This is a genomic window from Streptomyces sp. NPDC059373, from assembly GCF_042751495.1.
Taxonomy (GTDB): domain Bacteria; phylum Actinomycetota; class Actinomycetes; order Streptomycetales; family Streptomycetaceae; genus Actinacidiphila.
The window spans coordinates 433753-460274 of record NZ_JBHYXC010000003.1 but is presented as its reverse complement, the minus strand read 5'-3'; the positions used below and the strand labels follow the sequence as shown (position 1 = coordinate 460274).

General features: G+C 70.7%; 28 protein-coding genes. 16 read left to right on the top strand and 12 right to left on the bottom strand.

Annotated elements, in window-relative coordinates:
* Nucleotides 1-224: 224 nt before the first annotated feature.
* The 3 genes from mshD to ACFXJ5_RS10030 all read right to left on the bottom strand — a co-directional run bounded on the left by mshD (nt 225) and on the right by ACFXJ5_RS10030 (nt 4636).
* Nucleotides 225-1163: a mycothiol synthase gene (gene mshD / locus ACFXJ5_RS10040; protein ID WP_384629470.1), complete on the bottom strand. Its 939-nt coding sequence runs from the start codon at nt 1161-1163 to the stop codon at nt 225-227.
* Between the two features lie 89 nt (nt 1164-1252).
* The gene (locus ACFXJ5_RS10035; protein ID WP_384629467.1) at nt 1253-2407 is read right to left on the bottom strand and encodes an MFS transporter; all 1155 of its coding nucleotides are present in this window, start codon (nt 2405-2407) and stop codon (nt 1253-1255) included.
* A 156-nt stretch (nt 2408-2563) separates the two neighbouring features.
* Entirely contained in the window at nt 2564-4636 is a 2073-nt protein-coding gene (locus ACFXJ5_RS10030) for an ArnT family glycosyltransferase (protein WP_384629464.1), read from the bottom strand.
* A gap of 274 nt (nt 4637-4910) precedes the next feature.
* On the opposite strand from ACFXJ5_RS10030, the gene ACFXJ5_RS10025 reads away from it, so the two are divergent.
* The 12 genes from ACFXJ5_RS10025 to ACFXJ5_RS09970 all read left to right on the top strand — a co-directional run bounded on the left by ACFXJ5_RS10025 (nt 4911) and on the right by ACFXJ5_RS09970 (nt 16019).
* Nucleotides 4911-5045 (top strand): hypothetical protein, encoded by a 135-nt coding sequence (locus ACFXJ5_RS10025; protein WP_384629461.1) that lies wholly within the window; start codon nt 4911-4913, stop codon nt 5043-5045.
* Between the two features lie 266 nt (nt 5046-5311).
* Nucleotides 5312-5443 (top strand): hypothetical protein, encoded by a 132-nt coding sequence (locus tag ACFXJ5_RS10020; RefSeq protein WP_384629458.1) that lies wholly within the window; start codon nt 5312-5314, stop codon nt 5441-5443.
* 69 nt (nt 5444-5512) lie between these two features.
* Complete coding sequence (locus ACFXJ5_RS10015) at nt 5513-5638, top strand: hypothetical protein (protein WP_384629455.1); 126 nt, start codon at nt 5513-5515, stop codon at nt 5636-5638.
* A 91-nt stretch (nt 5639-5729) separates the two neighbouring features.
* Nucleotides 5730-7826: an ABC transporter ATP-binding protein gene (locus tag ACFXJ5_RS10010; RefSeq protein WP_384629453.1), complete on the top strand. Its 2097-nt coding sequence runs from the start codon at nt 5730-5732 to the stop codon at nt 7824-7826.
* The gene (locus ACFXJ5_RS10005) at nt 7823-8569 is read left to right on the top strand and encodes a response regulator transcription factor (RefSeq protein ID WP_384629574.1); all 747 of its coding nucleotides are present in this window, start codon (nt 7823-7825) and stop codon (nt 8567-8569) included. Before ACFXJ5_RS10010 ends, ACFXJ5_RS10005 begins: the two co-directional genes overlap by 4 nt.
* An 83-nt stretch (nt 8570-8652) precedes the next feature.
* Entirely contained in the window at nt 8653-9423 is a 771-nt protein-coding gene (locus tag ACFXJ5_RS10000; protein ID WP_384629450.1) for a response regulator transcription factor, read from the top strand.
* 2 nt (nt 9424-9425) lie between these two features.
* Nucleotides 9426-10037: a DedA family protein gene (locus ACFXJ5_RS09995; protein ID WP_384629448.1), complete on the top strand. Its 612-nt coding sequence runs from the start codon at nt 9426-9428 to the stop codon at nt 10035-10037.
* Nucleotides 10038-10130: 93 nt separating this feature from the next.
* Complete coding sequence (gene galU / locus ACFXJ5_RS09990; RefSeq protein WP_384629445.1) at nt 10131-11075, top strand: UTP--glucose-1-phosphate uridylyltransferase GalU; 945 nt, start codon at nt 10131-10133, stop codon at nt 11073-11075.
* 8 nt (nt 11076-11083) lie between these two features.
* Complete coding sequence (locus ACFXJ5_RS09985; RefSeq protein ID WP_384629442.1) at nt 11084-12481, top strand: ATP-binding protein; 1398 nt, start codon at nt 11084-11086, stop codon at nt 12479-12481.
* A 72-nt stretch (nt 12482-12553) separates the two neighbouring features.
* Nucleotides 12554-13405, top strand: coding sequence for a dolichyl-phosphate beta-glucosyltransferase (locus ACFXJ5_RS09980; RefSeq protein WP_384629439.1), 852 nt, complete (start codon nt 12554-12556; stop codon nt 13403-13405).
* Nucleotides 13406-13458: 53 nt separating this feature from the next.
* On the top strand, nt 13459-13863 hold the full coding sequence (locus ACFXJ5_RS09975; RefSeq protein ID WP_384629436.1) for a GtrA family protein: 405 nt from the start codon (nt 13459-13461) through the stop codon (nt 13861-13863).
* On the top strand, nt 13860-16019 hold the full coding sequence (locus tag ACFXJ5_RS09970) for an ArnT family glycosyltransferase (RefSeq protein ID WP_384629434.1): 2160 nt from the start codon (nt 13860-13862) through the stop codon (nt 16017-16019). Before ACFXJ5_RS09975 ends, ACFXJ5_RS09970 begins: the two co-directional genes overlap by 4 nt.
* Before the next feature lie 232 nt (nt 16020-16251).
* Here the strand turns inward: ACFXJ5_RS09970 and ACFXJ5_RS09965 are convergent, their stop codons facing one another.
* The 9 genes from ACFXJ5_RS09965 to ACFXJ5_RS09925 form a co-directional block, all read right to left on the bottom strand.
* The gene (locus tag ACFXJ5_RS09965; protein ID WP_384629432.1) at nt 16252-16944 is read right to left on the bottom strand and encodes a PH domain-containing protein; all 693 of its coding nucleotides are present in this window, start codon (nt 16942-16944) and stop codon (nt 16252-16254) included.
* A gap of 69 nt (nt 16945-17013) precedes the next feature.
* On the bottom strand, nt 17014-17310 hold the full coding sequence (locus tag ACFXJ5_RS09960) for a YciI family protein (RefSeq protein WP_384629429.1): 297 nt from the start codon (nt 17308-17310) through the stop codon (nt 17014-17016).
* A 17-nt stretch (nt 17311-17327) separates the two neighbouring features.
* A complete protein-coding gene (locus tag ACFXJ5_RS09955; protein ID WP_384629426.1) occupies nt 17328-17585 on the bottom strand; it encodes a cupin domain-containing protein in 258 nt (85 codons plus the stop codon).
* A 135-nt stretch (nt 17586-17720) separates the two neighbouring features.
* On the bottom strand, nt 17721-19292 hold the full coding sequence (locus ACFXJ5_RS09950) for a sensor histidine kinase (RefSeq protein ID WP_384629423.1): 1572 nt from the start codon (nt 19290-19292) through the stop codon (nt 17721-17723).
* A gap of 5 nt (nt 19293-19297) precedes the next feature.
* Nucleotides 19298-20032, bottom strand: a complete 735-nt coding sequence (locus ACFXJ5_RS09945; RefSeq protein WP_384629421.1) for a response regulator transcription factor — start codon at nt 20030-20032, stop codon at nt 19298-19300.
* Between the two features lie 66 nt (nt 20033-20098).
* Entirely contained in the window at nt 20099-20305 is a 207-nt protein-coding gene (locus ACFXJ5_RS09940) for a hypothetical protein (protein ID WP_384629418.1), read from the bottom strand.
* Between the two features lie 42 nt (nt 20306-20347).
* Nucleotides 20348-21481: a trypsin-like peptidase domain-containing protein gene (locus ACFXJ5_RS09935; RefSeq protein WP_384629416.1), complete on the bottom strand. Its 1134-nt coding sequence runs from the start codon at nt 21479-21481 to the stop codon at nt 20348-20350.
* Between the two features lie 122 nt (nt 21482-21603).
* Nucleotides 21604-22626: a LacI family DNA-binding transcriptional regulator gene (locus ACFXJ5_RS09930; protein WP_127357194.1), complete on the bottom strand. Its 1023-nt coding sequence runs from the start codon at nt 22624-22626 to the stop codon at nt 21604-21606.
* Nucleotides 22627-22715: 89 nt separating this feature from the next.
* Entirely contained in the window at nt 22716-23525 is an 810-nt protein-coding gene (locus ACFXJ5_RS09925) for a response regulator transcription factor (RefSeq protein WP_384629412.1), read from the bottom strand.
* A 191-nt stretch (nt 23526-23716) separates the two neighbouring features.
* Here ACFXJ5_RS09925 and ACFXJ5_RS09920 point away from each other — a divergent pair, with 191 nt between their 5' ends.
* The 4 genes from ACFXJ5_RS09920 to ACFXJ5_RS09905 all read left to right on the top strand — a co-directional run bounded on the left by ACFXJ5_RS09920 (nt 23717) and on the right by ACFXJ5_RS09905 (nt 26515).
* Nucleotides 23717-24526 (top strand): alpha/beta hydrolase, encoded by an 810-nt coding sequence (locus tag ACFXJ5_RS09920; RefSeq protein ID WP_384629409.1) that lies wholly within the window; start codon nt 23717-23719, stop codon nt 24524-24526.
* A 96-nt stretch (nt 24527-24622) separates the two neighbouring features.
* Nucleotides 24623-24889, top strand: coding sequence for a MoaD/ThiS family protein (locus tag ACFXJ5_RS09915; protein ID WP_384629407.1), 267 nt, complete (start codon nt 24623-24625; stop codon nt 24887-24889).
* A 5-nt stretch (nt 24890-24894) separates the two neighbouring features.
* A complete protein-coding gene (locus ACFXJ5_RS09910) occupies nt 24895-25782 on the top strand; it encodes a hypothetical protein (RefSeq protein WP_384629404.1) in 888 nt (295 codons plus the stop codon).
* Nucleotides 25783-25801: 19 nt separating this feature from the next.
* Entirely contained in the window at nt 25802-26515 is a 714-nt protein-coding gene (locus ACFXJ5_RS09905) for a DUF2993 domain-containing protein (RefSeq protein WP_384629401.1), read from the top strand.
* Nucleotides 26516-26522 lie beyond the last annotated feature (7 nt).

Below are 26522 nucleotides of genomic sequence, written 5' to 3'. Positions count from 1 at the left end.
GCGAGCCCTCCTCCGGATCCAGCACGGCATTCCGTCTCCCATTCTCCCGTGCGCGCTGCCGTTCCGGCAGGTCGGGCGGTTGGAGGGTCGACGTGCGGATGGCGGGCTGCATTCTGTGATGCTCGCAAGCGATATTGAATCGCCGGTAACGGGCAGGTGGCGACAAGGAAAGCGGGACGCGGCCGCAGGGGCTCGGACGGTGGCGCGGCGCAGGTCTGTGCGGCTCACATCTCCGTGCGGTACATGAGGTCGACCTCGTACAGGCTGAAGCCGAGGCGCTCGTAGACCGTGACGGCGGGGACGTTGTCGGCGTCGACGTAGAGCATGGCGGTGGGCACCTTGCGGTCGTACGCGAGGTGGCGCAGGCCGATGGCGGTGAGGGCCTTGCCGAGGCCGCTGCCCTGCTCGTCGGGGTGGATGCCGACGACGTAGACCTCGCCGAGCTGCTGGGTGGCGTGGACCTTGGTCCAGTGGAAGCCGGCGAGCCGGTCGCCGCGGAAGGCGAGGAAGAAGCCGGCCGGGTCGAACCACGGCTCCGCCGTGCGGTCGTCCAGGTCGCGCTGGGTGAGGGAGCCCTGCTCGGGGTGGTGGGCGAAGGCGGCGGCGTTGACCGCCAGCCAGGCGGCGTCGTCCTGGCCGGGCACGAAGGTCCGTACGGTGATGCCTTCCGGGAGGACCGGCTCGGGCAGCGGCGGCGCGGCCTCGCCGTCCAGGGGGCGCCGCATCTGCCGCAGCTCGCGGAAGAGGGCCAGCCCGAGCAGCCCTGCGAGGTGGCGGGCGGCGGGGTGGCCGCCGTGCGCCCAGACCCGCATCCGGCGGCCTGACGTGTCCAGCAGGGCCCGGCCGAGCGCCCGCCCGTGCCCCTTCGCCCGGTGCGTCGGGTGGACCACCAGCTCGGCGGCCGGCGCCTCCACCGGGTCGGTGTCCTCCAGCTGCGCGTAGCCGACCAGCTCCTCGTCCGCCGTGACCAGGAAGTGCCGTACGCCCGGCCGTGCGCCGCCCCGCAGATTCAGCCGCCCCTGCTCCGACACCGCCGACTGCCCGTCCACGGCTGCGGCGTCCTCGATGAGCGCGAGCACCGCTTGCGCCTGGGCGGGCGTCACCTCGTCCACGACGTCGATGCGGCGGGGGGTGGCGGTGGTCTGTGCGGCGGCGTCCGTCATGCGTTGAGCTTACGACCGCGGTGGTGGCGGAGGCTGTCCCCCCACCACGACCTTTCCCGAAACCAGGGCGCTGCCCTGGACCCGCTGGATCAGGCTGTGACCGGCACGATCACCGCGGCCGCGCACGCGAGGCCGGCGGCGGTGGCGAAGGCGGGCCAGTAGCCGGTGGCGGTGATGAGGGCACCGACGAGGGGTGGGGAGAGGGCGGCGGCGAGGTTCTGGCCGGTGTTGTGGACGCCGAGGGCGCGGCCGGACCAGGCGGGGCCGGCGCGTTCGGCGGTCGCGGTGAAGGAGAGGCCGTTGGTGCTGGCGGTGATGCCGACGGCGACGACGAGGGCCAGGTCGGTGAGCGGGGAAGGGAAGGCGGCGGTCAGAGCGCAGGCGGCGACCACGGCGGCCGTGGCGAGGGCGAGTTGGCGCATGGGCCGCAGACGGCTGCCGACCCGGTCCGACCAGCGGCCTGCGGCGACGCGGGAGAGCGCGCCCAACACCTGGGCCCCGGCGATCAGTTGCCCGGCGTGGACGGCGGACCAGCCGCGTACGTCCACGAGCATCACCAGAGCGAAGGCCCCGGCCGTGAACTGCGGTACGACGAGCAGCGCCCCGGCGCCGTGGATCCGCCACAGCATGGCCGAGCCCCGGTAAGGGTTGCCGGTGCCGGGGTCGGTCTCCCGGCCGGCCGCCGCACGCGGAGGATCGGCCGCGTAGAGGGCGATGAGCAGCGCGATCACGCCGCACAGCCCGGCCAGGAAGGCCATCGCGCCGCCCACGCCGTACGCGGCGGCCAGCGGCGGCATGGACAGCGCGGCCAGGCCCATGCCCAGCGGCGTCGAGGTCTGCCGGATGCCCATCGCGAGGCCGCGTTCCTCGGCGGAGAACCAGCCCATGACGAGGCGGCCGCTGGCGGAGTAGACGGAGGCCCCGGCGGCGCCCGCCAGTGCCAGGAGGATGCCGAGGGCGACCATGCCGTCGGCGGTGTACGCGGCGGCGAGCAGCGCCGTCGCCAGGCCGAGGCCGCTCGCGATGACGATGCGCTCGCCGTAGCGGTCGGCGGCCGCGCCCCACCCCACCAGGGCCAGGACGAGGCCGAGCGTCGGGCAGGCCACGAGCACGCCGACCTGGGTCAGGGTGAGGTGGTCCGTATTCCTCAACTCGGCTGCCAGGTACGGGATTCCGTAGACGAAGGCACAGGCGGCGGTCTGCGCCCCCGTGCCCAGGGCCAGCATCAGCCAGCGGCGTGGCATGGCGAGCACCTCCTGCTCGGTCGGTGGTGGGGCCAACTATGCCGCGTGTTCGCATGGCGAGACAGATCATTCCGGTATATGAGACGCGCTGACGTGGCGGAAGGGGGCGGCCCGTCGGCGGGCCGCCCCCTTCCGGTCTGAACTCGGCTTACCTCGCTACACGTCGGACGGGTCCAGGCGGTAGACCGTCGAGGTGCTCGTGCTCGAACTGTCGCCGTACGCGGACGGCTTCACCAGCGTCCCGTGCTGCTGGATCCACGTCGTCAGCGCGGAGTTGCCACGGCCGCCGGTCTCGACGTAGTGCAGTTTGCCGGCCTTGACGAGCGTCTGGAGCTTGTCGAGGGTCATGGCGTTGTCGGAGCCGGACCAGCCGCCCATGGAGGCAACGGGCTTGCGGGACTGGAGGATCAGCTCGGAGGCGGTCTGGTCGGTGGAGACCGCCAGAATCCAGGTGGCGCCGTCCTGGTGCTTGATCAGGTACGACACCAGCTGGGTGCTGACGCTGCCGCCGCGCATACCCCCGCCGCCGAAGCCGCCGCCGCCCGCCTGGGGCTGGCCGCCGCCGGAGGGCATCTGGCCGCCCGCCTGGGGCTGGCCGCCGCCCTGCTGGCCGCCTTGCGGCGCACCCTGCTGGGCGCCTTGTTGTCCACCCTGCTGTCCGCCGGGCCGGCCCATACCGCCACCCCCACCGCCGCCGCGCATACCCCCGCCGCCGAAGCCGCCGCCGCCCGTCGAGGGCCCGGCTGTCGGGTTGGTGCCGTTGGACGAGCCGCTGGTGGCCGCGTCGACGGCGTACGCACCCGGGCCGGCCAGCAGTGCCAGCAGCCCGGCAGCGGCAGCCGCTGCGCCCAGCCGGCGCGGGGACGGCAGCCCGGGGGCGAAGCGCATGACGAGCAGACCGGCGACCGACAGCGCCGCCACGACGCCCACGACCGGGCCCAGCCAGGCGTTCCAGCTGGTCGTGCGGTTGAGCAGGACGACTGCCCACACCGCGCTCACCGTGATCGCGGCCGGCAGCACCCACACCCAGCGCAGACCGCCGCGCCGGAAGGCCCGGTACATGGCCACGCCGCCGGCGCCGGTGAGGGCGGCGATGCCGGGGGCCATGGCGGTCGTGTAGTAGGGGTGGAAGGTGCCCTCGGCGAAGCTGAAGACGAGGTAGTGGACGCCGAACCAGCCGCCCCACAGCAGATAGGAGGCCCGCTGCATGTCCGTACGGGGCCGCCGCCCGCGCAGCACCAGTCCGGCGAGCAGCGCGATCGTGGCGAAGGGGATCAGCCAGGAGATCTGGCCGCCCATGATGCTGTTGAACAGGCGCCCGGCACCGGCCGCACCGCCGAAGTTCGCACCCTGACCGAACGTGCTGCCTCCGACGGCGCTTTCGCCGAAGACCCGGCCGAAGCCGTTGTAGCCGATGACGAGGTTCCAGACGGTGTTGTCCGTGGAGCCGCCGATGTACGGCCGGGAGTCCCTGGACACCAGGAAGTCGGCGACCACCACGTACCAGAAGGTGGAGGCGGCCAGCGCCACGCCCGCCACCGCGAGGTTGCGGACCCGCTTCCGGACGCCGACCTTGGCCGCGAAGGCGTACGCCAGCAGGAAGGCCGGAAGGCACATGTAGCCCTGCAGCATCTTGGCGTCGAAGGCGAAGCCCACCGCGACCGCACACCATACGAGCGGCGCGAGCCGCCCGGTACGGATGGCGCGCAGGCACCCGGCGGCGCCGAGCAGCATGAGGAGCACCAGGAAGGGGTCGGGGTTGTTGTCGCGGTTGATGGCGACCGTGATCGGGGTGAGGGCGAGCACGAGGGCCGCGATGGTGGCGGCCACGTAGCCGAAGCTGCGCCGGACCATGGTGTAGAGGAGCGCGACCGAGGCGACGCCCGCCGCGGCGACCGGCAGCATCATCTGCCAGGTGCCGAAGCCGAAGACCCGGCAGGACAGGCCCATCACCCACTCGGCGAGCGGCGGTTTGTCGACGGTGATGAAGTTCCCGGCGTCGAGGGAGCCGAAGAAGAGCGCCTTCCAGCTCTGGGTGCCGCTGAGCACGGACGCGGCGTAGAAGGAGTTGGCGTTGCCGATGGACGAGAGGTTCCATACGGACAGGGCGGCGGCCAACACGAGGACGGCCCACAGTGTGGGCCGGGCCCAGCGGGGGGCGCGGGGGCTGCCGAGGGCCAGTTGCCTGGCCCTTACGACGGCGGGCGCGGGGGGAGTGTCAACGGACATGGCCGCCAGCCTTCCCACGTGATATGGGCTGACGCTGAGACGTCAATGAACGCCCGATGAGAAAACAATAATTTACCCGCCGGTTGCCCTCTCTCGACCGAATACAGGGCCAGGACCGCCCTCCATGAGGATTCTCAATCCAACATGAGTAAACCTAACCGACTGCTCACCAGGGCTTAACGGTATTCGGCTGTCCGTCGCTGTTGATCTCTGTAGTGTCCTCTCTGTCGGCGCCGAACGGACGCCAACAGGACACAACGAAGAGGTAATTGAGATGGCTTTCAAGGCCCCTGCCCCGCTGCCCAAGCCGAAGAAGAAGCTTCTTCCCCCGCCGCCGAAGCCGAAGGCGAAGAAGAAGCACGCGCCGGCCCCCCGGCCCGTCAACGCGGACGGCTCTGCGGCCAACTGAGCTTCGCAGCCTGGTAGTTCGTAGCCTGAAAGAGGGCCGGTGGCACTGACCACCGGCCCTCTTCGCGTTCCCGGCACTCGGGTCCGGACGCTCTCATGAAGGCCCGCGGTTCCCGTTCCAGGGTGAGAAGAGGCCTCACATTGATTTCATAGGCATCTCACCGCAATTGGCTTCCGAAGCGCATTCCCTGGCGTAATGTTTTCCGTGTCGAAGCCAAAAGGGCAGCGATGCAGAGATGCAAGAGAATGCGAAAAGGGAGAATCCCCATGAGCTTCCGCAAGGTCGCCCCCCTCGCCAAGCCGGCCCCCAAGCACGAGGTCCACAAGAAGGCCGCTCCGGCGAAGCCGGTCACCAAGAAGACCCACAAGAAGGACCGCCCCCGCCCGATCGGTGACTGACCGCATCAGCGCAGTCCCCGAGGCCACCCGCACCCGCATCACCCAGCACGGAACGGAAGAGACACCCGCATGAGCTTCAAGAAGATCGTCCCGGTCAAGCCCGCCAGCAAGCACGAGCCGGCCAAGCACGAGCCGGCCAAGCCCGCGAAGAAGGCCCACAAGAAGCCCGCGCGTCGTCGCCCCATCGGCGGCTGACCCGGAGGAACCGGAGGCGGGCCGCGGCGCAGAGCCGCAGGCCCGCCTCGGCCATGTCCGTACGCAAGTGGGTATCGAGGTGGGAGAGACCTTGTCCGCGTATCAAGACCAGGCGACGATGCAACTGCGCGTCATCGACCCGGACGAAGCTGCCGCAGGCGCCGCAGGCCGCCACCGCAAGCAGCCCCAGCGCGCCCGCCCGTACGGACGCCACCGCCACACCGGCCAGTTCGAGATCATCTACGACGGGGGTCACGCCCCCGAGGTCGAGGCCGAGACGGAGGAAGAGGAGGAGTACACCCCCCACCTCCCGGTCCGCGAGGCCTTCAAGCGCTTCTGGCCGCTGACCAAGGGCGACCGCCGCTGGCTGGTCGTCATCGTCCTGTGCGTGGTCGTCGCCGCCCTCGGCGAGACCGCCGCCATCCTGCTCTTCAGCGACCTCACCGACACCGCCCTGACGACCGGCTCACTGTCCGCCTTCTGGGCCCCGGCCGGGAAGTGGCTCGGGGTCACGGTCCTCGGCGCGATCGTCGGCTACGTCGGCAACTCGCTCGCCGTATGGACGGCCGAGCGCTTCGTGCTGCGGCTGCGCGCCAAGGTCTTCTCCCATGTACAGGACCTGCCGCCCGACTTCTTCCAGCGGCACCGCCTCGGTGACCTGGTCGAACGCCTCACCGGCGACGTCGAGTCGATCGAGCACATGGTGGTCTCGGGTGTCGTCGGCACCATCTCGGCGGTCTTCAGCGTGGTCTTCTTCTCCGCCGCGGCCCTGTGGATCCGCTGGGACCTGGCGCTGGCCACCTTCGTCCTGGCGCCGCTGTTCTGGCTGTCCGCCAAGCTCTTCTCCGGCAAGCTCAAGGACGTCTCCCGCGACGAGCGGGTCGCCGACGGCGCGATCACCTCGGTCGTCGAGGAGTCCCTCGGCAACATCCTGCTGACCCAGGCCTACAACCGTAAGCGGGCCGAGGAGAAGCGACTGCGGCTGGAGGCCAGGGCCTGGATGAAGGCCTCGGTCACCAGCGGCCGGCTCAGCGAGCGCTACAGCCAGCTGGTCGAGGTCGTGGAGACCGTCTGCGTCCTGGTCGTCATCGGCCTCGGTGCCTGGGAGATCTCCCAGGGCCGGATGACCATCGGCAAGCTGCTCGCCTTCGCCGCCTTCCTCGGCTACCTCTACCCGCCGATCCGCTCCCTGGGCACCCTGGGGCTGACGCTGAACGCCGCCACGGCCGGCGCCGAGCGGATCCTGGAGATCATGGACGCCGAGCCCGCCGTCCGCGACCCCGAGCGGGCCGTCCCCGTCCCCCGCCGCGTCCAGGGCCATGTCGACTTCCAGCAGGTCGGCTTCCGCTACCCCGGGGCGGAGAAGGACTCCGTACGCAACGTCTCCTTCTCCGCCCACCCCGGCGAGCTGGTCCTGGTCACCGGCGCGAGCGGCGCCGGCAAGTCGACCATCTCCAAGCTGCTGCTGCGCTTCTACGACCCGGCCGCCGGCTTCGTACGCCTGGACGGCATCCCGCTCAGCGACTACCCGGTCGACCACCTGCGGGAACAGATCACCCTGCTGCCGCAGAAGACCCTCATCCTGCATGCCACCATCCGCGAGAACATCGCCTGCGGCCGCCCGGCCGCCACCGACCAGGAGATCGTCGCCGCCGCCCGCGACGCCCAGGCCCACGACTTCATCGCGTTCCTCCCCAAGGGCTACGACACCGAGATCGACGCCCACACCGCCCAGCTGTCCGGCGGTCAGCTGCAGCGCATCGCGATCGCCCGCGCCATGCTGCGCGACTCGCCGGTCCTCGTACTGGACGAGCCGACCACCGGCCTCGACGCGCTCGCCGCCCGCCGGGTCATCAAGCCGCTGCGCCGCCTGATGAGCGGCCGCACCACGATCATGATCACCCACGACCTGAACCTCGCGCCCGACGCCGACCGGATCCTCGTCCTGGACCACGGCCGGCTCGCCGAGGTCGGCACCCACCACCAACTACTGGCCCAAGGCGGTGCGTACGCGCACCTGCACCACTCGCAGAACAACGGAACGGCGGACGGCACCGGGCAGTTCGACACGTTCGACAAAGTCGAGAAGGTCGACAGGTCGGACAGGTCGGACAGGTCGGACAGGTTCGACACCGGCCAGTTCCGCGTTCCCACCGAGCTCGCGACGGAGAACCGAACATGGCGATGACGATGACGGAGGCAGGATGGGAAGCCGGTACCCGCAGCGGTACCGCCCCCAGCATCCTGGTGGTCGACGACGAGCGGGCGATCCGTGACGCCCTCAACCTGATCCTCAGCAGGAGAGGGTACGAGGTCCTGCTCGCCGGCGACGGCGCGGAGGCCCTCGACATGGTCGAGTCGATGCGCCCCGACCTCGTCATCCTGGACGTCCTCCTCCCCCACATGGACGGCCTCACCGCCTGCCGTCACCTCCGCGCCCGTGGCGACGAGGTCCCGGTGCTGATGCTCACCGCCCGCGACACCATCGGCGACCGCGTCACCGGCCTGGAGACCGGCGCCGACGACTACCTCGCCAAGCCCTTCGCCACCGACGAGCTCATCGCCCGCATCCGCGCCCTGCTGCGCCGCAACCGCGGCGGCGCCAAGCCGCAGGACACCGTCCACAGCTTCGCCGGCCTGCGGATGGACACCGTCGGCCGCGAGGTCTCCCGCAATGGCCGTGACCTGCGTCTCACCCGCACCGAGTTCGCGCTGCTGGAACTCTTCCTCGCCCGCCCCCGGCAGGTCCTGGAGCGCGAATGGCTGCTCAAGGCCCTGTGGGGCGACCACGGCCTGCCCACCGCCAACACCCTGGACGTCTACGTGATGTATCTGCGCCGCAAAACCGAGGCGGGTGGCCTGCCCCGGCTGATCCGCACGGTGCGCGGGGTCGGCTACGCACTCGACGCGGACCTGGAAGCGGTCGCGTGAGCGGCGCGACCGAAAGCGGATTCTGCGACTCCACACATCCTGCTCTCAGGAATTTCACAGATCCTGGGGCAACCGTGGACGCCATGTACGACGCGACCCAGACCGAGAACCCGGCGCGGATCCTCATCGTCGACGACGAGCCGGCCGTCCGTGAGGCGCTGACCAGAAGCCTGGAGTTCGAGGGCTACGAGGTCGACACCGCCAAAGACGGGATGGATGCCCTCCAGCAGCTGGAGATCGAGCACCCCGACCTGATCCTGCTGGACGTGATGATGCCGGTCCTCGACGGCCTCGCCGCCGCCCGCCGGATCCGGGCCAAGGGCGACACGGTGCCCATCCTCATGCTCACCGCGCGTGACGCCGTCGGCGACCGCATCGTCGGCCTCGACAACGGCGCCGACGACTACCTCCCCAAGCCCTTCGCCGGCGACGAGCTGCTCGCCCGCGTACGTGCCCTGCTGCGGCGCAGCGCGCCCATGCCGCCCGAACCGTCGCAGCACACTCCCGGCTCGCCGCAGACCGCCGGCGGGTCCAAGCAGCAGCTGGGCTTCGAGGACGTCGCGATGGACCTGCGCACCCGCGAGGTCACCCGCGGCGGCAAGCGGCTGGACCTCACCAAGACCGAGTACGCCCTGCTCAAGCTCTTCATGGCGCACCCGCGCCAGGTGCTCAGCCGGGCCGCGATCCTGCGCGAGGTCTGGGGCTTCGACTTCGAGCCGACCTCCAACACGCTCGACGTGTACGTGATGTATCTGCGCCGCAAGACCGAGTCGGGCGGCCTGCCCCGGCTCATCCACACCGAGCGCGGCACCGGCTATGTGCTGCGTCCGCCCAAGGTCCGCGAGGTCCGCTGAGCATGTTCGACGCCAACCACCTCGTCTCCGCCTTCGGTCTGCTGGGCGTCCTCGCGATCGTCTTCGCCGAGTCCGGGCTCCTCATCGGCTTCTTCCTGCCCGGTGACTCCGTACTCTTCACCGCCGGGCTGCTGATCTCCCAGCACCAGGTGATCCACCAGCCGCTGTGGCTGGTCTGCCTGCTGATCTCCGTCGCCTCGATCCTCGGCAACCAGGTCGGGTACGTCTTCGGCCGCAAGGCGGGGCCCGCGCTCTTCCGGCGGCCGAACTCGCGGCTGTTCAAGCAGGAGTACGTCACGAAGGCGCACGAGTTCTTCGAGCGGCACGGCCCCAAGGCCCTGGTCCTGGCCCGCTTCATCCCCGTCGTACGGACCTTCACCCCGATCCTCGCGGGCGTGAGCGGGATGACGTACCGCGCCTTCACCGTCTTCAACGTCCTCGGCGGCGTGCTCTGGGGCGCGGGCGTGACGGTGGCCGGCTACTTCCTGGGGCAGATCGGCTTCATCCGCGACCACATCGACGTGGTGCTGGTCGCGATCATCGTGGTGTCGGTCGTTCCGGCCGGCATCGAGGCCCTGCGGGCTCGTCGCCGTACGCCGGTCCACAGTGTCTGAAGCCGCTCGCCGCATGCCCCCCGAACATGTGAACTCCCTTTCTGTGTACCGCCTCAGGGCGATCTCAGGGCCCTCTCATTCCGGTGATACAGCATGACGTCCATGACCCCCCACACCACCTCTCACCCCACCCACGGTGTCAGGAAGGCCGTTGTTCCGGCCGCCGGCCTCGGCACGCGCTTCCTGCCCGCCACCAAGGCGACGCCCAAGGAGATGCTCCCGGTCGTCGACAAGCCCGCGATCCAGTACGTCGTCGAGGAGGCCTCCGCGGCCGGGCTCGACGACGTCCTGATGGTCACCGGTCGCCACAAGCGCGCGATCGAGGACCACTTCGACCAGGCCTCCGAGCTGGAGCGGGCTCTGGAGGCCAAGGGCGACCACGCCCGCCTCGACGCGGTCCGCAGCGCCTCACAGCTGGCCCGCATCCACCACATCCGGCAGGGCGACCCGCTCGGCCTCGGCCACGCCGTGCTGTGCGCCCGCAGCCACGTCGGCAACGAACCCTTCGCCGTCCTGCTCGGCGACGACCTGATCGACGAGCGCGAGACCCTGCTCAAGGACATGCTCGACGTGCGCGCCCGCTACGGCGGCAGCGTCATCGCCCTCATGGAGGTCGACCCGGCGCAGATCCACCTCTACGGCTGCGCGGCCGTCAAGCCCAGCGACGAGACCGGCGTCGTCCACGTCACCGGTCTGGTCGAGAAGCCGTCCCGTGAGGTCGCGCCGAGCAACTACGCGGTCATCGGCCGCTACGTTCTGGACCCGAGCGTCTTCGAGGTCCTGGAGCGCACCGAGCCCGGCCGCGGCGGCGAGATCCAGCTCACCGACGCGATCGAGGAGCTGGCGCTCACCGACGAGGTGCGGGGCGTGGTCTTCAAGGGCCGCCGTTACGACACCGGGGACAAGGCCGAATACCTCCGCACAGTGGTCCGGCTGGCCTGCGAACGGTCCGACCTCGGCCCGGAGTTCCGCAGCTGGCTCACCGAATTCGTCGCCACGTTCGACCTCGACCTGGAAGGTGGGCGGCTCGCCGCCTGAGTTATCCCATGATGCGCAGACTGCCGCTCCGCTCCCGTCTGGCCCTCCTCACGGCAGCGGCCTTCGCCGTGGCGATAGGAGTGGCAGCGGCAGCCTGCTGGTACATCACGGCCCACCAGCTCCGGGGCAACCTGGACGACTCCCTCACCACCGCGGACGTCAGCCGCGGCTGGATCAAGGTGCTGGAGACCAAGTGCGGTAAGACCCCGCCCGCGACCAACAAGTCCGGGCCGCCGTCCCGCATCACCGGGGTGCTGCTCAAGCCCGACGGCACCCGCTGCGTGGACTTCGCGGACACCGCGATCGTCATCACGCAGGCCGACCTCGACGTCGCGTCCGGCAAGACGCGCGGGGAACTGCGCAACGGTGAGCGGGACGACGGCACCGCGGTCCGCGTCTTCACCCACAAGCTGGACAACGGCGACACGATTGTCATCGCCCGCGAGATCAGCGAGGTCTCCGAGCCCCTCAACAAGCTGGCCGCGCTCCTGACCATCGTCGGCGGTTGCGGTGTGCTGCTCGCGCTCGGCGCCGGGCTGCTCATCGCCCGTACGGCGTTGCGACCGGTGCATCGCTTCACCGCCGCCGTCGAGCACATCGCCCGTACGGAAGACCTGAAGGTACGCATCCCCGTCGAGGGACACGACGAGATCGCCCGCCTCGGCACCTCGTTCAACTCCATGACCGCCGCCCTGGAGAGCTCCCGCGACCATCAGCAGCGCCTCATCGCCGACGCCGGCCACGAGCTGCGCACGCCGCTGACCTCGCTGCGCGCCAATGTGGACCTGCTCGTACGCAGCACCGAGACCGGCCGGCCCATCCCGCAGCAGAAGCGGGACGCGCTGCTCGGCAGCCTGCAGGCCCAGACGCAGGAGCTGACCAGCCTGATCGGCGATCTGCTGGAGCTGTCCCGCCCGGATGCCGCCCAGGCCGCCGCCGTGCCGACGCCGTTCCATTCGGTGGTCGAACGTGCCCTGGAACGCGCCCGGTTGCGGGGTCCCGGGATCGAGTTCGTCACCGAGGTCGAGCCCTGGCACGTCCTCGGCGACCCCGCGTCGCTGGAGCGGGCCGTGGTCAACCTGCTGGACAACGCGGTCAAGTTCTCCCCGCCGGACGGCAGGATCGAGGTCCTGCTGCACGCCGGTGAGCTGACCGTACGCGACCACGGCCAGGGCATTCCGGCCGAGGACCTGCCGCATGTCTTCGAGCGCTTCTGGCGCTCCCCCCAGGCCCGCGCCCTGCCCGGCAGCGGCCTCGGCCTGTCCATCGTCGCCCACACCGTCCAGCGCTCCGGCGGCCGGGTGACCCTGCTGCCCGCCCCCGGTGGCGGCACCGTGGCCTCAATGAGCCTTCCGGGGACGCCGGTTGGGGCGCGCAGCGTCGCTCACATTGTGAGCGGACTATGAGAACGCTGTTTCTCATACTCCGCTAATTGCCGTCTTACGAGTGCCCCAGATCCGGCCGGGAGAGTCAGGGGCATGAACCAGACGACAGCAGCAGGAGGCGCTCGGCAGCGATCGGTCGAGGTCGTGGTGCCGGTGTACAACGAGGCCCACGTCCTCGCCGACAGCATCAGCCGGCTCCACGCCTACCTCGAAGCCTCCTTCCCCTTCCCCTTCCGGATCACCATCGCGGACAACGCGAGCACCGACGCCACCTGGCAGGTCGCCACCGACCTGACCTACCAGCTGCCGCACGTGCACGCCGTCCACCTGGAGCAGAAGGGCCGGGGCCGCGCCCTCAAGGCCGTCTGGAGCCAGAGCAAGGCCGATGTGGTCGCGTACATGGACGTCGACCTCTCCACCGGCCTCGAAGGCTTCCTCCCGCTCGTCGCTCCGCTGCTGTCCGGCCACAGTGACGTGGCCATCGGCAGCCGCCTGCACCGCCACGCGGCGGTCGTCCGCGGACTGAAGCGGGAGTTCATCTCCCGCTGCTACAACATCCTGCTGAAGCTGGGCCTGGCGGCCCGCTTCTCCGACGCCCAGTGCGGCTTCAAGGCCGTACGCACCCCGGTCTTCCAGGCGATGGCCCCGCACATCGAGGACAACGCCTGGTTCTTCGACACCGAACTGCTGGTGCTGGCCGAGCGCAACAAGCTCCGTATCCACGAGGTCCCGGTGGACTGGACCGACGACCCCGACAGCCGGGTCGACGTCGTCCGGACCGCGATGGACGACCTCAAGGGCATGTGGCGGATCGCCAGGCGGACCCTCCAGGGCAAGGCGAGGATCGACGTGCCGCGCCGCGAGAACCGGTCGTACGTCGTCGGGCAGAGCCCCGCCGCCCCCTCCCCACAGGAGAAGGTGCTCACCGGCGCCGGAGCCCGCTGAGCGCGGGCCGGGGCGCCGCCGCACCGCAACGGGCCGGAGGCCTGCGGCAGTTGGTGGCCTTCGGGATCATCGGCGGCGCCTGCACCCTCGCGTACATGGCCCTGTACCTCCTGGCCCGGCAGATCATGCCGGCCATCTGGGCCAACGCCCTGGCCCTGCTGATCACGGCGGTCGCCAACACCGCCGCCAACCGCCGCTTCACCTTCGGGGTGAAGGGCTCGGCGGACGCCCTGCGTCACCAGCTCGAAGCCGGGCTGGGCTTCGCCATCGGCCTGGGACTGACGACCGGCTCCGTCGCCGGACTGCACTTCCTGGCCCCCAACGCTTCCCACGGCGTCGAACTCGCCGTGCTGGTCGGTGCCAACGCCGCCGCCACCATCATCCGCTTCGTCCTCATGCGGCTCTGGGTCTTCAGCCCGCGCCGCCGCCCCTCATCGTCCCCGGAGTACGCGTCATGACGACCCAACTCGCCCCGCCGCCCGCTGAACACGATTCCGGCCGGCGCTCCCACCGGGCCGCCTCGCCCTCCGACGGCGGACTCGCCGTCCGGACCAAGCGTCTCTTCACCGGCCACCCCGACGACCCCCGCTGGGCCCGCCCCGCGCTGTGGGCGATCCTGCTGCTGGCCACGGCGCTGTACGCCTGGAACCTCACCACGATCTCGGGCAACAGCTTCTACAACGCCGCCGTCTACTCCGGCACCAAGTCCTGGAAGGCCTTCTTCTTCGGCTCCCTGGACGCGGGCAACTGGAGCACCGTCGACAAGCCGCCGTTCTCGCTGTGGATGATGGGCATCTCCGCCCGCGTCTTCGGCTACGGCACCTGGCAGTTGATGCTCCCGATGATCGGCGCCGGCCTCGGCTCGGTGGCCCTCACCTACCGCATGGTGCGCCGCGACTTCGGACATGTCGCCGCGACCATCGCCGGCCTGGTGATGACCCTCACCCCGATCACCGTCGCCATCACCCGTGACACCAACCCGGACCCGATCCTCGTCCTGCTGATGCTGCTCGGCGCGGCCTCGCTGATGAAGGCCGTGCGTACGGGCCGGATGATGCCGCTGGTCTGGTCCGGCATCTGGATCGGCTTCGCCTTCAACACCAAGATGATGCAGGCCTTCGTGGTCCTGCCCGCCTTCTTCCTGGTCTACCTCTGGGCCGCCAAGGGCGGTCTGCTCAAGCGCATCCGCAACCTGGCCGTCGGCACGGTCGCGCTCCTCGTCAGCTCCGCCTGGTGGATGGTCATCGTCGACCTCATCCCGGCCTCGTCCCGCCCCTACATCGGCGGCTCGACGGACGGCACCGTGTGGGACCTGGTCATCGGCTACAACGGCTTCGGCCGCATCTTCGGCGCCAGCAGCACGGTCGGCAGCCAGGGCAACGGCGCCAGCTTCGGCGGCACGGCCGGCATCGGCCGCCTCTTCAACTCCATCATGGGCGGCCAGATCTCCTGGCTCATCCCCTTCGCCATCGTGGCCGTGATCGGTGGCCTGGTCCTCATCGGCCGCGCCCCGCGCACCGACGCCAAGCGCGCCTCCCTGCTGCTCTGGGGCGGCTGGGCCGGCATCCACTACCTGACCTTCGCCCTCGCCGAGGGCACCTTCCACCCCTACTACGTCACCGCCATGGCCCCGGCCATCGCCGCCCTCTGCGGCGCCGGCGGCGTGATGCTCCACAAGGCCTTCCGTGAGGGCGACGCCGCCAAGTGGGCCTGGGTCCTTCCGGTCGCCATCGCCGCCTCGGGCATCTGGGCCGTCGTCCTGCTCCAGCGGGTCAGCGGCTCCGGCACGGCGTACACCGTCGCCGAGGTCGTCGCCGGTGCGGGTGCGGCCCTGGCCGTCATCGGCCTGCTGGCCGGCCGCTTCCTGAACCGCGGCCGCCTGGTCGGCATCGCCACCGTCACGGCCGTCGTCGCCCTCCTCGCCGGCCCCACCGCCTACTCCTTCGCGGCGGCCACATCCTCCACCAACGGCACCAACCCGACGGCCGGCCCCTCCACGGGCGGCGGCATGGGTGGCGGCGGAGGCGGCGGCATGCGCGGCGGCTCCGCCCCGACCGGCGCCAAGTCCGGCTCGATGCCCTCCGGTACGAAGCCGAGCGGCAACCCGCCGTCGGGCGGCGGCATGCCGGGCGGTACCAACTCCTCGTCCGGCACCTCCTCTTCCTCCTCCGCGTCCGGCACCCAGAGCCGAGGCTCCATGGGCGGCGGTGGTGGCGGCATGGGCGGCAGCGTCAGCACCGACATGATCACGTACCTGGAGAAGCACCAGGACGGCGCCACATGGCTGGTCGCGGTCTCCAACGACCAGACCGCCTCCTCGATCATCCTGGCCTCCGGCCAGCCCGCGATGTCCATGGGCGGCTGGACCGGCAGCGACAACTCCATGACGCTCGCCAAGCTCAAGGCCCTGGTCAAGGCAGGCAAGCTGCACTACATCATGATCAGCAGCAGCGGTGGCCAGTCCACCAACACCGAGATCGCCGCCTGGGTCAAGAAGAACGGCACCGAGGTCAAGACCTCCGCCTACACCAGCTCCTCGACCTCCTCGTCGAGCACCGGCTCCACGAGCACCAGCAGCGGCCTCTACCGCCTCGACCCCTCCGACGTCAGCTGACCCCTTTGACGTCAATCCCCCCGAACAGGGCGGGCCGCCGGGTTCTCTCCCCCCGCGCGGCCCGCCCTTCTCCATGCGCGGGCTCAGTCAGTGATCACGGTCATGGCGCACCCACGTCCCGCACGCCGGCGTCGAGAACCGGGCGCGGTCAGCCGTCCTGTCCAGCACCGCCGCGAACGTTTCTGCACCCGCAGGGTGGGCCCGGCCCCGGGGCGAAATCCTTGCGCCCGCCCTACGCCTTCGCTGATCGGGCCCGCAGGTCGAGTGCCGCTCCGGCGACGAGGAGGACCACCACCGGCACGATCAGCACGTAGGCCTCCGGAAGGTCCACGTCGTCGAAGAGCAGGGCTATGGACAGGACGAGCGTGCCCACGAAGGCGATGAAGGCGGCGATGGCCGCGCGGTGCCAGGCTTTGCGGCGGGCGGCTTGGCGGCGGATCAGACCTTCGGTGTCGGGGTGGGGGGCCCAGTCGGGGCCGCGGTGTTGGAGCCAGGCGGTGTGGACGGGTTCGGCGTCGGCGGGGGTGTCGAGCTGTTCGCTGTCGACGTGGGGGAGGGCGTAGCGGCGGCCGGTGTGGGTGTAGGCCCGGACGACCCATTGGGCGCCGGCCCGTGAGCGCCAGTCGGCGAGGGGTTCGACACGGATGTCGTGGATGTCGGCCCAGGGGAGCCGGTGTTGGCGGAGGACGCCGATGACGGTGATCCCGTCGGGGCCGATAAGGGTTCTGCCGCGCTTCGCGTGCAGAAAGGTGTAGATGATCATCGCGGTCAGGGCCACGATCAGCACCCAGTCGGTCAGGTCGAGCTGCAGGGCGGGACTGGTCAGCCGCATGAAGGCCAGAGCCACCCACAGCACCACGAGCGTGATCTGGGCACGCTGCCGGCTCCGCTGGCGGTACTCACGCTGGAACCCGGTCTCGCTCATTGTCCCCACCCCATCGCTCTTGCCCCCGTTCAGGGCGGGATCGGTCTACCACGTCAACCTGGGCAGCTGCTATGCCAGGGACTGGCGGTGGGCATCCAGCGCAGGGGCGGTCTTCGTGACGAGGAATTCGGTGATGCGGTACTCGGCGACCTTCGCGACCAGGAAGGGGTCGGTGGCCGCCAGGGCCTCGACCTGGGCGCGGCTGTCGGCGACGGCGAGGATGATGCCGCCGTCACGGGGGACCTTGCGGCCGGAGGCGAGGAAGACCCCGGCGGCGTAGTGCGTGTCCAGCCAGGCGATATGGGCGTCGAGGAGGGCGTCGACCTGCTCTTCGGGCACGGTGTAGGTCAGCTCAAGAACGAACATCCGGCAAGGCTAGCCAGTCAGGCCAGCTCGACGATCACGAGGGTGCCGTGGCTGCCGCGCCGGGCGGTGTGCGGGGTGCCGGCGGGGAGGACGTAGAGCTCGCCCTTGGCGACGGAGACGGGCCGGCCGCTGACGTCGAGTTCCAAGTGGCCGTCGAGGACGAGGAGGGCCTCGGAGGTGCGGTGGGTGCGCTCGTGCACGGGCAGCTCGTGCATGCGCATGACCTTGACGGAGGCGGGGACCACGGCGGTGTCCATCAGGTTGACCAGAGCCATGATCGGGACGCTATCCGACCCGACGGCACGGCTCGCCGGTGGAAACGCAGTGGCGGCAGATGGTCACCGACTCGTCACGGCGCGGAAATGAAGCCCCGCACGAAGTCCCCGCCGAGGCCGCCGAATTGCGGCCCCTCAGCGCTCTATGACCTCGCCGATCTCCCCCGCGGCCCCCGACACCATCGACGGCGGCATCGGCGTGCCGGGCAGCCGCATCACGGCGATCGTCCCGCCACCGTGCGCCGGGTGCAGGCCGACCGTGCCGCCCGCCTGCTGGACCGTACGGGCCACGATGGACAGCCCGAGGCCGCTGCCGGGCAGCGAGCGGGAGGCCGTGGCCCGCCAGAAGCGTTCGAAGACGTGCGGCAGGTCCTCGGGCGCGATGCCGGGGCCGTGGTCGCGGACGGTGAGCTCGCCGCCGTGCAGCATCACCTCGACGGAGGTGAGGGGCGGGCTGAACTTCACCGCGTTGTCGAGCAGATTCACGATCGCCCGCTCCAGGGCGGTCGGCTCGGCCCGTACGAACCACGGGGCGAGCTGCGAGACGATCTTGATGTCCTGCGCGCGGAGGCGGGCGCGGTGCAGGGCGTTCTCCACGACCTCGTGGAAGGCCACCGTCTGCAGCGGGCCACCGCCGGGGGTCGTGTCCGGACGCGACAGCTCCTGCAGGTCCCCGATCAGCGAGGCCAGCTCCGTCATCTGCGCCTTGACTGACGTCAGCAGCGCCCGCCGGTCCTCGGGCGGGAGCGCCCGGCCCGTCGCTTCGCTGCGCTCCAGCAGCTCGATGTTCGTACGGAGGGAGGTGAGCGGCGTACGGAGCTCGTGCCCGGCGTCAGCGATGAGCTGCTGCTGCAGCTCGCGGGACGCGGCGAGGCGGGACGTCATGGAGTTGAAGGACGTCGACAGGCGCGCGATCTCGTCCTCGCCGTCGACCGGGATGCGAACGCTGAGGTCCTCGGTACGGGCGATGTGCTCGACGGTGTCGGTGAGGCGGTCCACGGGCCGAAGACCCGCGCGGGCGATCCACAGCCCGGCGGCGGTCGCGCCGACGACGCCGATGCCGGAGACGGCGAGCAGGATGAGGGCGAGGGTGTTGAGGGGGTCGGTGACGTCGCTGAGCGGTCGGGCGATGGTGGCGACAGCACCATACGTCTGGCCGTTGCTCGTCATGGTGACCTGTCCGATGGCCCGGGTGTAGACGCGCAGTGCTGTCCCGTCCGAGGCGGTCACGGTGCGGGGGGAGATGTCGTCACCCGGCCTGTGGCCGGCTCCGCCGGTGGTCTTGAGCTTGCTGGGGTCAGGGGCGACGAAGGTGGCCGCAGCTGCGGCGGCTTGCTTCTCGACGTCCGAGACGGGGAGCGTCTCATCACCCACGATCGCGCAGGTCTGGCCGTTGGACAGGACAACCCGCACGGTGGAGTTGTTCAGGTTGATCGCCCCGGGCTGCCGCCGGTTGGTGATATCGGGGGCCTTGCTCAGGCACCCGAACCTCTCAAGGGTGGTCTGGGCAACCACACTGGTATCCGCCTGCTTCAGTGACTGGTCCAGCTGGCTCATCAACTGACCCCGCACGATGAACCACGCCGACACCGCCACCGCCGCCACCGCGACCGCGACCGCCGCAGCGGTGAGGATCGCCAGCCGCGAGCGGAGCGGGAGGGACCGGAACCGCAGGATGCGGTTGCGGCGGCGGAGGGGTGCTGCCATGGAGCTCAGACCTTGCTTTCGGTGGAGCGGAGGACGTAGCCGACACCGCGGACGGTGTGGACGAGGCGGGGGAGGCTGCCCACCTCGGTCTTGCGGCGGAGGTACATGACGTAGACGTCGAGGGAGTTGGAGCTGGGCTCGAAATCGAAGCCCCAGACGGCCTTGAGGATCTGCTCGCGGGTGAGGACCTGGCGGGGGTGGGCCAGGAACATCTCGAGGAGGGTGTATTCGGTGCGGGTGAGCTCGACGGGCAGGCCGCCGCGGGTGACCTCGCGGGTGGTGGTGTCCATGCGGAGGTCGGCGAAGGACAGGACGCTGTCGTCGTCGGTGGCGCCGGCCACGGCGGCGTAGGAGCTGCGCCGCAGCAGGGCACGCAGGCGGGCCAGCAGTTCGTCGAGCTCGAAGGGCTTGACGAGGTAGTCGTCGGCGCCGGCGTCGAGGCCGGTGACGCGGTCGCCGACGGTGTCGCGGGCGGTGAGCATCAGGATGGGGACGGTGACGCCGCCGGCGCGCAGGCGGCGGGCCGTGGTGAGGCCGTCCATGCGGGGCATCAGTACGTCCAGCACGATGGCGTCGGGCTGGTAGGAGCCGACCTGGTCGATCGCGGCGAGGCCGTCCTCGGCGAGGGAGGTGTCGTAGCCCTCGAAGGCGAGGCTGCGCTTGAGTGCCTCGCGGACCGCAGGCTCGTCGTCCACGATCAGGATGCGGGCGGGGGCCTCGCCGTTCTCGCCGGGGCTCATTATCGGTGTACCTCGCGCAGGAAAGAGGGATGGGACGGGTTGTACGGGTTTTCTGCTATCAGCGTCTCACGCCGCCGCGGGGCGACGGGCGGCGGTGGCGCGGCGGCGGTTGCGGGTGGGCCGGGCGGAGGCGGCGGGGGCGGTGGCGAGCTCGGGGGCGCGGGTCGCGGCGGCGGCGATCGGCATGGCGAACGGAAGGGCCAGGTCGGCGGGGCCGGTGACGATGGTGGCGGCGTGCTCGTAACGGTGGATGGTGATGACGGCGGCGTTCATGGTGGTGCCTCCCGGGAGGGACGGTAAGGAGGAAGAGGGGGGTCAGCTGGTTCCGCCGCTGCGGAGGCTGGCGAGGTCGGACTTGACCGTGTTGATCGGGATGGCGAAGCCGAGGCCGATGCTGCCGGCGCTGCTGGAGCTGGAGGAGTCGGACGCCGAGTACATCGCGGAGTTGATGCCGATGATCTCGCCGTTCATGTTGATCAGCGCGCCACCGGAGTTGCCGGGGTTGACCGCGGCGTCGGTCTGGAGCGCCTTGTACGTGGTGGTGTTGGACCCGGTGCTGCCGTTGTAGTTCTGACCGCCGGAGGAGAACGGCCACCGGCCGCTGCCCTGGCCGCTGCCGCTCTGCGATTCGTCCGTGGAGACGGTGACGTCGCGGTTGAGGGCGGAGATGATGCCGCTGGTGACGGTGCCGGTGAGGCCTTCGGGGGAGCCGATGGCGACGACCTGGTCGCCGACCGCGACGTTGGAGGAGTCGCCGAGGGTCGCGGCGGTGAGGCCGCTGACGTTCTCGGCCTTGACGAGGGCCAGGTCCTTGTTCTTGTCGGTGCCGACGACCTTCGCGGTGGCGGTCTTGCCGTTACTGAAGCTGATCTTGATGGTGGTGGCACCGGAGATGACGTGGTTGTTGGTGATGATCTCGCCGTCGCTGGTGATGATCACACCGGAACCGGTGGCCTCGCTCGAGCCGGAGGTGGCGGTGATCTCCACGATGCTCGGGCTGTCCGCCTTGGCGACGGCCGCGACGCCGGAGCTGGAGGAGCTGGCGTTGATGACCTTCGTGGTGGTGGTGCCGGTCGCGGACGTCGTGGTCGCCCGGGCGATCAGTGCCGAAGACCCGCCGCCGATGAGGGCGGAGACCAGGGCCACCGCCGCGATCAGCGCGAACGGACGGCGGGACTTGCGCGCCTTGTGGGCGGGGGCCGCGGGGTCACCCGGCGGGACCGGGCTGCCGGGCCACACCGTCATGCCGGGGGCGGCGGTGACGGGCTGCGCCGGGTCGTACGACGGCGGGGGCGGGAAGGCGGAGGGGGAGGGGGCGCCGGCGCCGGAGGCGTTCGCGTACTCGTACGGAGCGCCGGGGCCGGACGTACCGGAACTGTCGTACCCACCGCTGCCATACGGCTGCTGCGGGTCGGAAGCGCTGCTGCTGCGGGGGGTGTCCTCGTTCATGGCTATGACTGTGAACCTCGACTATGAGAGGTTCCTGAGTGCCCGCTGAGAAGCCCGGCAGAAGTCCGTATGACCGATATAAGGAACGAAAGCCCAGGTCAGCCCCGGATCACATGCGGTCCTTACGCGCAGCCGCAGGACCTGCGGACTACCAGTCGCGACGGGAACTGACGCAGTCGGTCGCGCCGCGAACCCGACACCCGCAGACCGTCGTCGAGAACGAGGTCCACCGCCGCGCGGGCCATCGCCTGGCGGTCGGAGGCGACCGTGGTGAGCGGGGGATCGGTGAGGCCGGCTTCCTTCACGTCGTCGAAGCCCGCGACCGCCAGCTCGCCCGGCACGTCGATCCGCAGCTCGCGCGCCGCCCGCAGTATGCCGATCGCCTGGTCGTCGGTCGCGCAGAACAGGGCCGGCGGGCGGTCGGGCCCGGCCAGCAGTTCGAGGCCGACCTTGTAGGCGTCGTACCGGTTGTACGGGGCCTTGAAGAGCCGGCCCTCGGTTTCCAGGCCGGCCTCCTGCATGGCCCGGCGCCACCCTTCCACGTGGTCGGTGACGGGGTCGCCGACGGTGGGGGTGAACTCGGTGCCGCCGACGCAGGCGACGTACTCGTACCCGTGCTCCAGGAGGTGGCGGGTGGCGAGCTGGGCACCGCCGACGTCGTCCGTGACGACGGCGAACTCGTTGAGGGCCTCGGTGCGCTCGTGGAGCAGCACGATCCGCGCGTCCCAGGCCTCGATCTCGGCGGCGGCGGTGTCGCTGAGGCCCTGGCTGACGAGGATCAGCCCGGAGACCCGCATGCCGAGGAAGGCCCGCAGGTAGTGGACCTCGCGCTCGTGCAGGTAGTCCGAGTTGCCGACCAGGACCATCTTCCCGCGCTCGGCGGCCGCCTGCTCCACGGCGTGTGACATCTCGCCGAAGAAGGGCTGCCGGGCGTCGGGAACCACCAGGCCTATCAGGTCCGTACGGCGGCTGGCCATCGCCTGGGCCACACGGTCCGGGCGATAGCCGAGCTGCTTGATGGCCGCGAGCACGCGCTCGCGGGTGGCCGGTGCGACCGGCCGGGGTCCGTTGTTGATGACGTAGCTGACGACTGCGGTCGAGGTCCCCGCAAGCCTTGCCACATCGTCACGCGTCACCTTTGCCACGGGTCGAGTCTACGCGGGTCTACCGGCCGTTTGACACGGTGGGGCAAGGAGCGTGACCAGGGTGTGACCAGCGGGGACCCCAGCGTGGATCACCCTTTCTGTACGGCAGCTGTGCTCGCCGCGGCGTCCGGGGCGGCCGAGGGGGCCGCCGATGCGGCGGCGCTCGCCGCCGCGTCCGCCTCTGCGCGCTGCTGCTGCTTCAGGGCTTCCTCGGCCGCCCGCTCGACCTTCTCGGGGGTGACGAAGCGGTAGCCGACGTTGCGTACGGTGCCGATCAGGGACTCGTGCTCGGGACCGAGCTTCGCCCGCAGACGCCGTACGTGCACGTCCACGGTGCGGGTGCCGCCGAAGTAGTCGTAGCCCCAGACCTCCTGCAGCAGCTGGGCCCGGGTGAAGACCCGGCCAGGGTGCTGCGCGAGGTACTTGAGCAGCTCGAACTCCTTGAACGTCAGGTCCAGGACCCGGCCCTTCAGCTTCGCGCTGTAGGTCGCCTCGTCGACCGAGAGGTCGCCGTTGCGGATCTCCATCGGGCTGTCGTCGACGGTGATCTGCTGGCGGCCCATGGCCAGCCGCAGCCGCGCCTCGACCTCGGCAGGCCCCGCGGTGTCCAGCAGCACGTCGTCGATGCCCCAGTCGGCGGTGACGGCGGCCAGGCCGCCCTCGGTGACGACCAGAACCAGCGGGCAGCCAGGCCCGGTGGAACGCAGCAGCTGGCAGAGGCTGCGGACCTGCGGGAGGTCACGTCGGCCGTCGATCAGAATGACGTCGGCGCCAGGGGTGTCCACCAGGGCCGGCCCTTCGGCCGGCGCCACCCGGACGCTGTGCAGCAGCAGTCCGAGCGCGGGTAGTACCTCGGTGGACGGCTGGAGTGCGTTCGTCAGCAGGAGAAGAGAGCTCACCGGCTGCTCCCGTCGTAGTTCACGTTGTTGACGTTGTTCATCATCCGGTCATGCACGCTTCGCTTGCCCATTGCGAACCCTCCTCGGTCCCATGCGAGGACGTAACTGCATGCGCTCTGGCGGCCCAGAAAGCACGAAAGGACCCGGGGGCGACGCTGCCCGGATCCTCTTGACCTAAGAGAATAGCCCACATGGAGTCGCTTGAAGAGCCCCGATTTGCGCGATCTTGTTTTTCATCGATCACTTCCGGTGGTCAACGTGCGGTGTTGTTGACGGCCGACGGCGTTCGGATCGATGCGGCTTACGTCCCTCCCGCGGGGCCCCGCGCAGGTGAACGGAACATTGCGTTCGTGGTCGCCCACGGTTTCACCGGCGCGCTGGAGCGGCCCGCCGTGCAGCGGGCGGCGCGGGTCTTCTCGGAGTTCGGCGGCGTCGTCATTTTCTCCTTCCGGGGGCACGGGCGTTCCGGCGGCCGGTCCACGGTCGGCGACCGCGAGGTCCTCGACCTCGACGCGGCGGTCGCCTGGGCCCGCACGCTCGGCTTCGGGCGGGTGGCGACCGTCGGCTTCTCCATGGGCGGTTCTGTTGTTCTGCGGCAGGCGGTGGGCGGTTCGGTCGACGCGGTGGTGTCCGTGAGCTCGCCCGCCCGCTGGTACTACCGGGGTACGGCGCCCATGCGGCGCGTCCACTGGGCGATCACGCGCCCCGCCGGCCGCCTCGTCTCCCGCCTCGGCCTGCGGACCCGGATCCACGGCGAGGACTGGAACCCCGTGCCGGTCCCGCCCGTCGAGGCGGTGCCCCTCATCGCCCCCACCCCGCTCCTCATCGTCCACGGCGACCGCGACGCCTATTTCCCCGTCGACCATCCCCTCTCCCTCGCCGCCGCTGCAGGCGACTCTGCCGAGCTCTGGCTCGAGCCGGGTTTCGGCCACGCCGAGAACGCCGCTCCCCCGGCCCTCCTCCGCCGCGTCGGTGAGTGGGTGGCCGCCCAGGCCGGTTGATTCCGGTTCCTCGACGCCGCCCTCGCACTGCTCGGACCGGGTTCGTCGCGGTGCGCCATGATGGATGGCGGTAGTCAGGACGACGAAGGGGCCGCAATGGCCGGACGGGCCGGGACGATCCGGTATTGGGCGGCGGCGAAGGCCGCGGCGGGCACGGCGGAGGAGCCGTACGAGGCGGGGACGCTCGCCGAGGCGCTGGCGGTCGCGCGGGAGCGGCACGCGGGGCGGCCGGAGTTCGCGCGGGTGCTGACGAGCTGCTCGTTTCTGGTGGACGGAGACCCCGTGGGGACCCGGGACCATGCGGGGATCGAGCTGAAGCAGGGCGGGACGGTCGAAGTACTGCCGCCGTTCGCGGGAGGATGAGCGGCGTGACTTACGACCCGTATGGCGGCGCGATGCCGCAGGAGGCCGAGCAGACCGCCGTCATGCCGCCCGTGGACGACCTTGCGCCGCAGGAGGCGGGGGGCCGGGCGGCCCGCCGGAAGGGCACGGTGCCGGCGGCGCAGCGCACCGGGTCCCCGATCATTCCGCCGGGGCCGCAGCCCGCGGCGCTGACGACGGTGCTGGCGCTGCTGCTGGCCGGCGGCGCGGCGCTGGGACGGCCGGGGCTGGCGGTGCCGCTGGTGCTGCTGCAGGCGGTGACGGCGGCGGGATGGTTCCGGCTGAACGGTATGTGGCCGGCCCGTCAGGGCATCGTGCTGGCGTTCCTGGCGGGCGTGACGGCGGATGTCGTGCTGCTGGCGACGGGCGGCGAGAACGGTCCGGCCGTGCTGGTCGGCACGCTGGGCGGGTGGCTGCTGCTCGTACTCGTACTCCAGCTGCGGCACCGCGGCACCGCCGAGGAGCGGCTGTCGTCGCTGACGGCGACCGCCGCCTCGACGCTGCTGACGGTGCTCGCCGGGGGATATCTCGCCGCCGCCTACAACCCGCACGGCAGTGACGTGATCATCGTCGGCGCGATCGCGGTCGCCGTCGCGACGGTGGTCCGCAGCCTGCACGGGAAGGGCGTGGCGACGGTGGTCGTCGCCCTGCTCGCCGCCTCGGGCGCCGGGGTCGCGTGGGCACAGGCCGGCGGACTCGGCAGCGGCGACGGCGGCCTCATCGGCCTCGCCGCGGGCGCCGCCGCCCTGATCGGGCTGCGCGTGGCCAGCTACGACTTCCCGTCCCGCTTCGTCCACTTCACCGCGGGCGTCGCGCTGCCGTTGACGGCCGCGGCTCCGGCTATTTACGTACTGGGCCGGGCGCTGGTGGGGTGAGCCCCGCTAGGGTCGAGCAATGCGTGCATTGCGGATCCTGCTGATCATCGTCGTGATACTCGGCGGCCTGTTCGTCGCAGCCGACCGCGTCGCGGTGCACTTCGCGGAGTCGGAGGCGGCGAGCAAGGCCCAGCAGACCCAGGGCCTGTCCGAGAAGCCCGATGTGTCGATCCACGGCTTCCCGTTTCTGACCCAGGTGGCGTCGAAGAAACTGGACGACGTGACGGTCACGGCCAAGGGCATCACGGCGGGCACCGGCGGCACCGCGCTGCGGATCGACCGGTTCACGGCGGATCTGCGGGGGGTCCGGCTGGGCAACGGCTTCGCGTCGGCGGTGGCGGACACGGCGGACGGGTCGGCGCTGGTGACGTACGCGGATCTGACGAAGGCGGCACCGGACGGGGTATCCGTGGCGTATGGCGGCGCGGCCGCGAACGGCAAGGGGAAGGTGAAGCTGACGGTGAGTCTGTCGCTGCCGATCGTGGGTACGGTGAAGCGGTCGGTGGTGAGCCAGGTCAGCGTGACCGGCGGCAACACGATCCAGTTGCACGCGGACTCGATCCCGAACGTCAGCGGTCTGCCGTCGTCCGTGGAGACGCTGATCAGGGGCCGGATCGACTTCGCGCGGAAGCTGGTCGGACTGCCGGACGGCATCGAGCTGAAGTCGGTGGACACGAGCCCGGACGGGATCACGATCGCCGCGACGGGGACGAAGGTCGTGCTCGCGGACTGAGCGTTAC

Bases quoted from the DNA above. Each gene is read 5' to 3' on its own strand.
- ACFXJ5_RS09905 (WP_384629401.1), top strand. From the start codon at position 25,802: ATGCGTGCATTGCGGATCCTGCTGATCATCGTCGTGATACTCGGCGGC.
- ACFXJ5_RS09950 (WP_384629423.1), bottom strand. From the start codon at position 19,292: ATGGCAGCACCCCTCCGCCGCCGCAACCGCATCCTGCGGTTCCGGTCC.
- ACFXJ5_RS09920 (WP_384629409.1), top strand. From the start codon at position 23,717: ATGGAGTCGCTTGAAGAGCCCCGATTTGCGCGATCTTGTTTTTCATCG.
- ACFXJ5_RS10005 (WP_384629574.1), top strand. From the start codon at position 7,823: ATGACGATGACGGAGGCAGGATGGGAAGCCGGTACCCGCAGCGGTACC.
- ACFXJ5_RS10000 (WP_384629450.1), top strand. From the start codon at position 8,653: ATGTACGACGCGACCCAGACCGAGAACCCGGCGCGGATCCTCATCGTC.
- ACFXJ5_RS09985 (WP_384629442.1), top strand. From the start codon at position 11,084: ATGATGCGCAGACTGCCGCTCCGCTCCCGTCTGGCCCTCCTCACGGCA.
- ACFXJ5_RS09915 (WP_384629407.1), top strand. From the start codon at position 24,623: ATGGCCGGACGGGCCGGGACGATCCGGTATTGGGCGGCGGCGAAGGCC.
- ACFXJ5_RS10020 (WP_384629458.1), top strand. From the start codon at position 5,312: ATGAGCTTCCGCAAGGTCGCCCCCCTCGCCAAGCCGGCCCCCAAGCAC.
- ACFXJ5_RS09940 (WP_384629418.1), bottom strand. From the start codon at position 20,305: ATGAACGCCGCCGTCATCACCATCCACCGTTACGAGCACGCCGCCACC.
- ACFXJ5_RS10030 (WP_384629464.1), bottom strand. From the start codon at position 4,636: ATGTCCGTTGACACTCCCCCCGCGCCCGCCGTCGTAAGGGCCAGGCAA.
- ACFXJ5_RS09970 (WP_384629434.1), top strand. From the start codon at position 13,860: ATGACGACCCAACTCGCCCCGCCGCCCGCTGAACACGATTCCGGCCGG.
- mshD (WP_384629470.1), bottom strand. From the start codon at position 1,163: ATGACGGACGCCGCCGCACAGACCACCGCCACCCCCCGCCGCATCGAC.
- ACFXJ5_RS09960 (WP_384629429.1), bottom strand. From the start codon at position 17,310: ATGTTCGTTCTTGAGCTGACCTACACCGTGCCCGAAGAGCAGGTCGAC.
- ACFXJ5_RS09980 (WP_384629439.1), top strand. From the start codon at position 12,554: ATGAACCAGACGACAGCAGCAGGAGGCGCTCGGCAGCGATCGGTCGAG.
- ACFXJ5_RS09945 (WP_384629421.1), bottom strand. From the start codon at position 20,032: ATGAGCCCCGGCGAGAACGGCGAGGCCCCCGCCCGCATCCTGATCGTG.
- ACFXJ5_RS10035 (WP_384629467.1), bottom strand. From the start codon at position 2,407: ATGCCACGCCGCTGGCTGATGCTGGCCCTGGGCACGGGGGCGCAGACC.
- ACFXJ5_RS10015 (WP_384629455.1), top strand. From the start codon at position 5,513: ATGAGCTTCAAGAAGATCGTCCCGGTCAAGCCCGCCAGCAAGCACGAG.
- ACFXJ5_RS09965 (WP_384629432.1), bottom strand. From the start codon at position 16,944: ATGAGCGAGACCGGGTTCCAGCGTGAGTACCGCCAGCGGAGCCGGCAG.
- ACFXJ5_RS09955 (WP_384629426.1), bottom strand. From the start codon at position 17,585: ATGGCTCTGGTCAACCTGATGGACACCGCCGTGGTCCCCGCCTCCGTC.
- ACFXJ5_RS10025 (WP_384629461.1), top strand. From the start codon at position 4,911: ATGGCTTTCAAGGCCCCTGCCCCGCTGCCCAAGCCGAAGAAGAAGCTT.
- ACFXJ5_RS09935 (WP_384629416.1), bottom strand. From the start codon at position 21,481: ATGAACGAGGACACCCCCCGCAGCAGCAGCGCTTCCGACCCGCAGCAG.
- ACFXJ5_RS09995 (WP_384629448.1), top strand. From the start codon at position 9,426: ATGTTCGACGCCAACCACCTCGTCTCCGCCTTCGGTCTGCTGGGCGTC.
- galU (WP_384629445.1), top strand. From the start codon at position 10,131: ATGACGTCCATGACCCCCCACACCACCTCTCACCCCACCCACGGTGTC.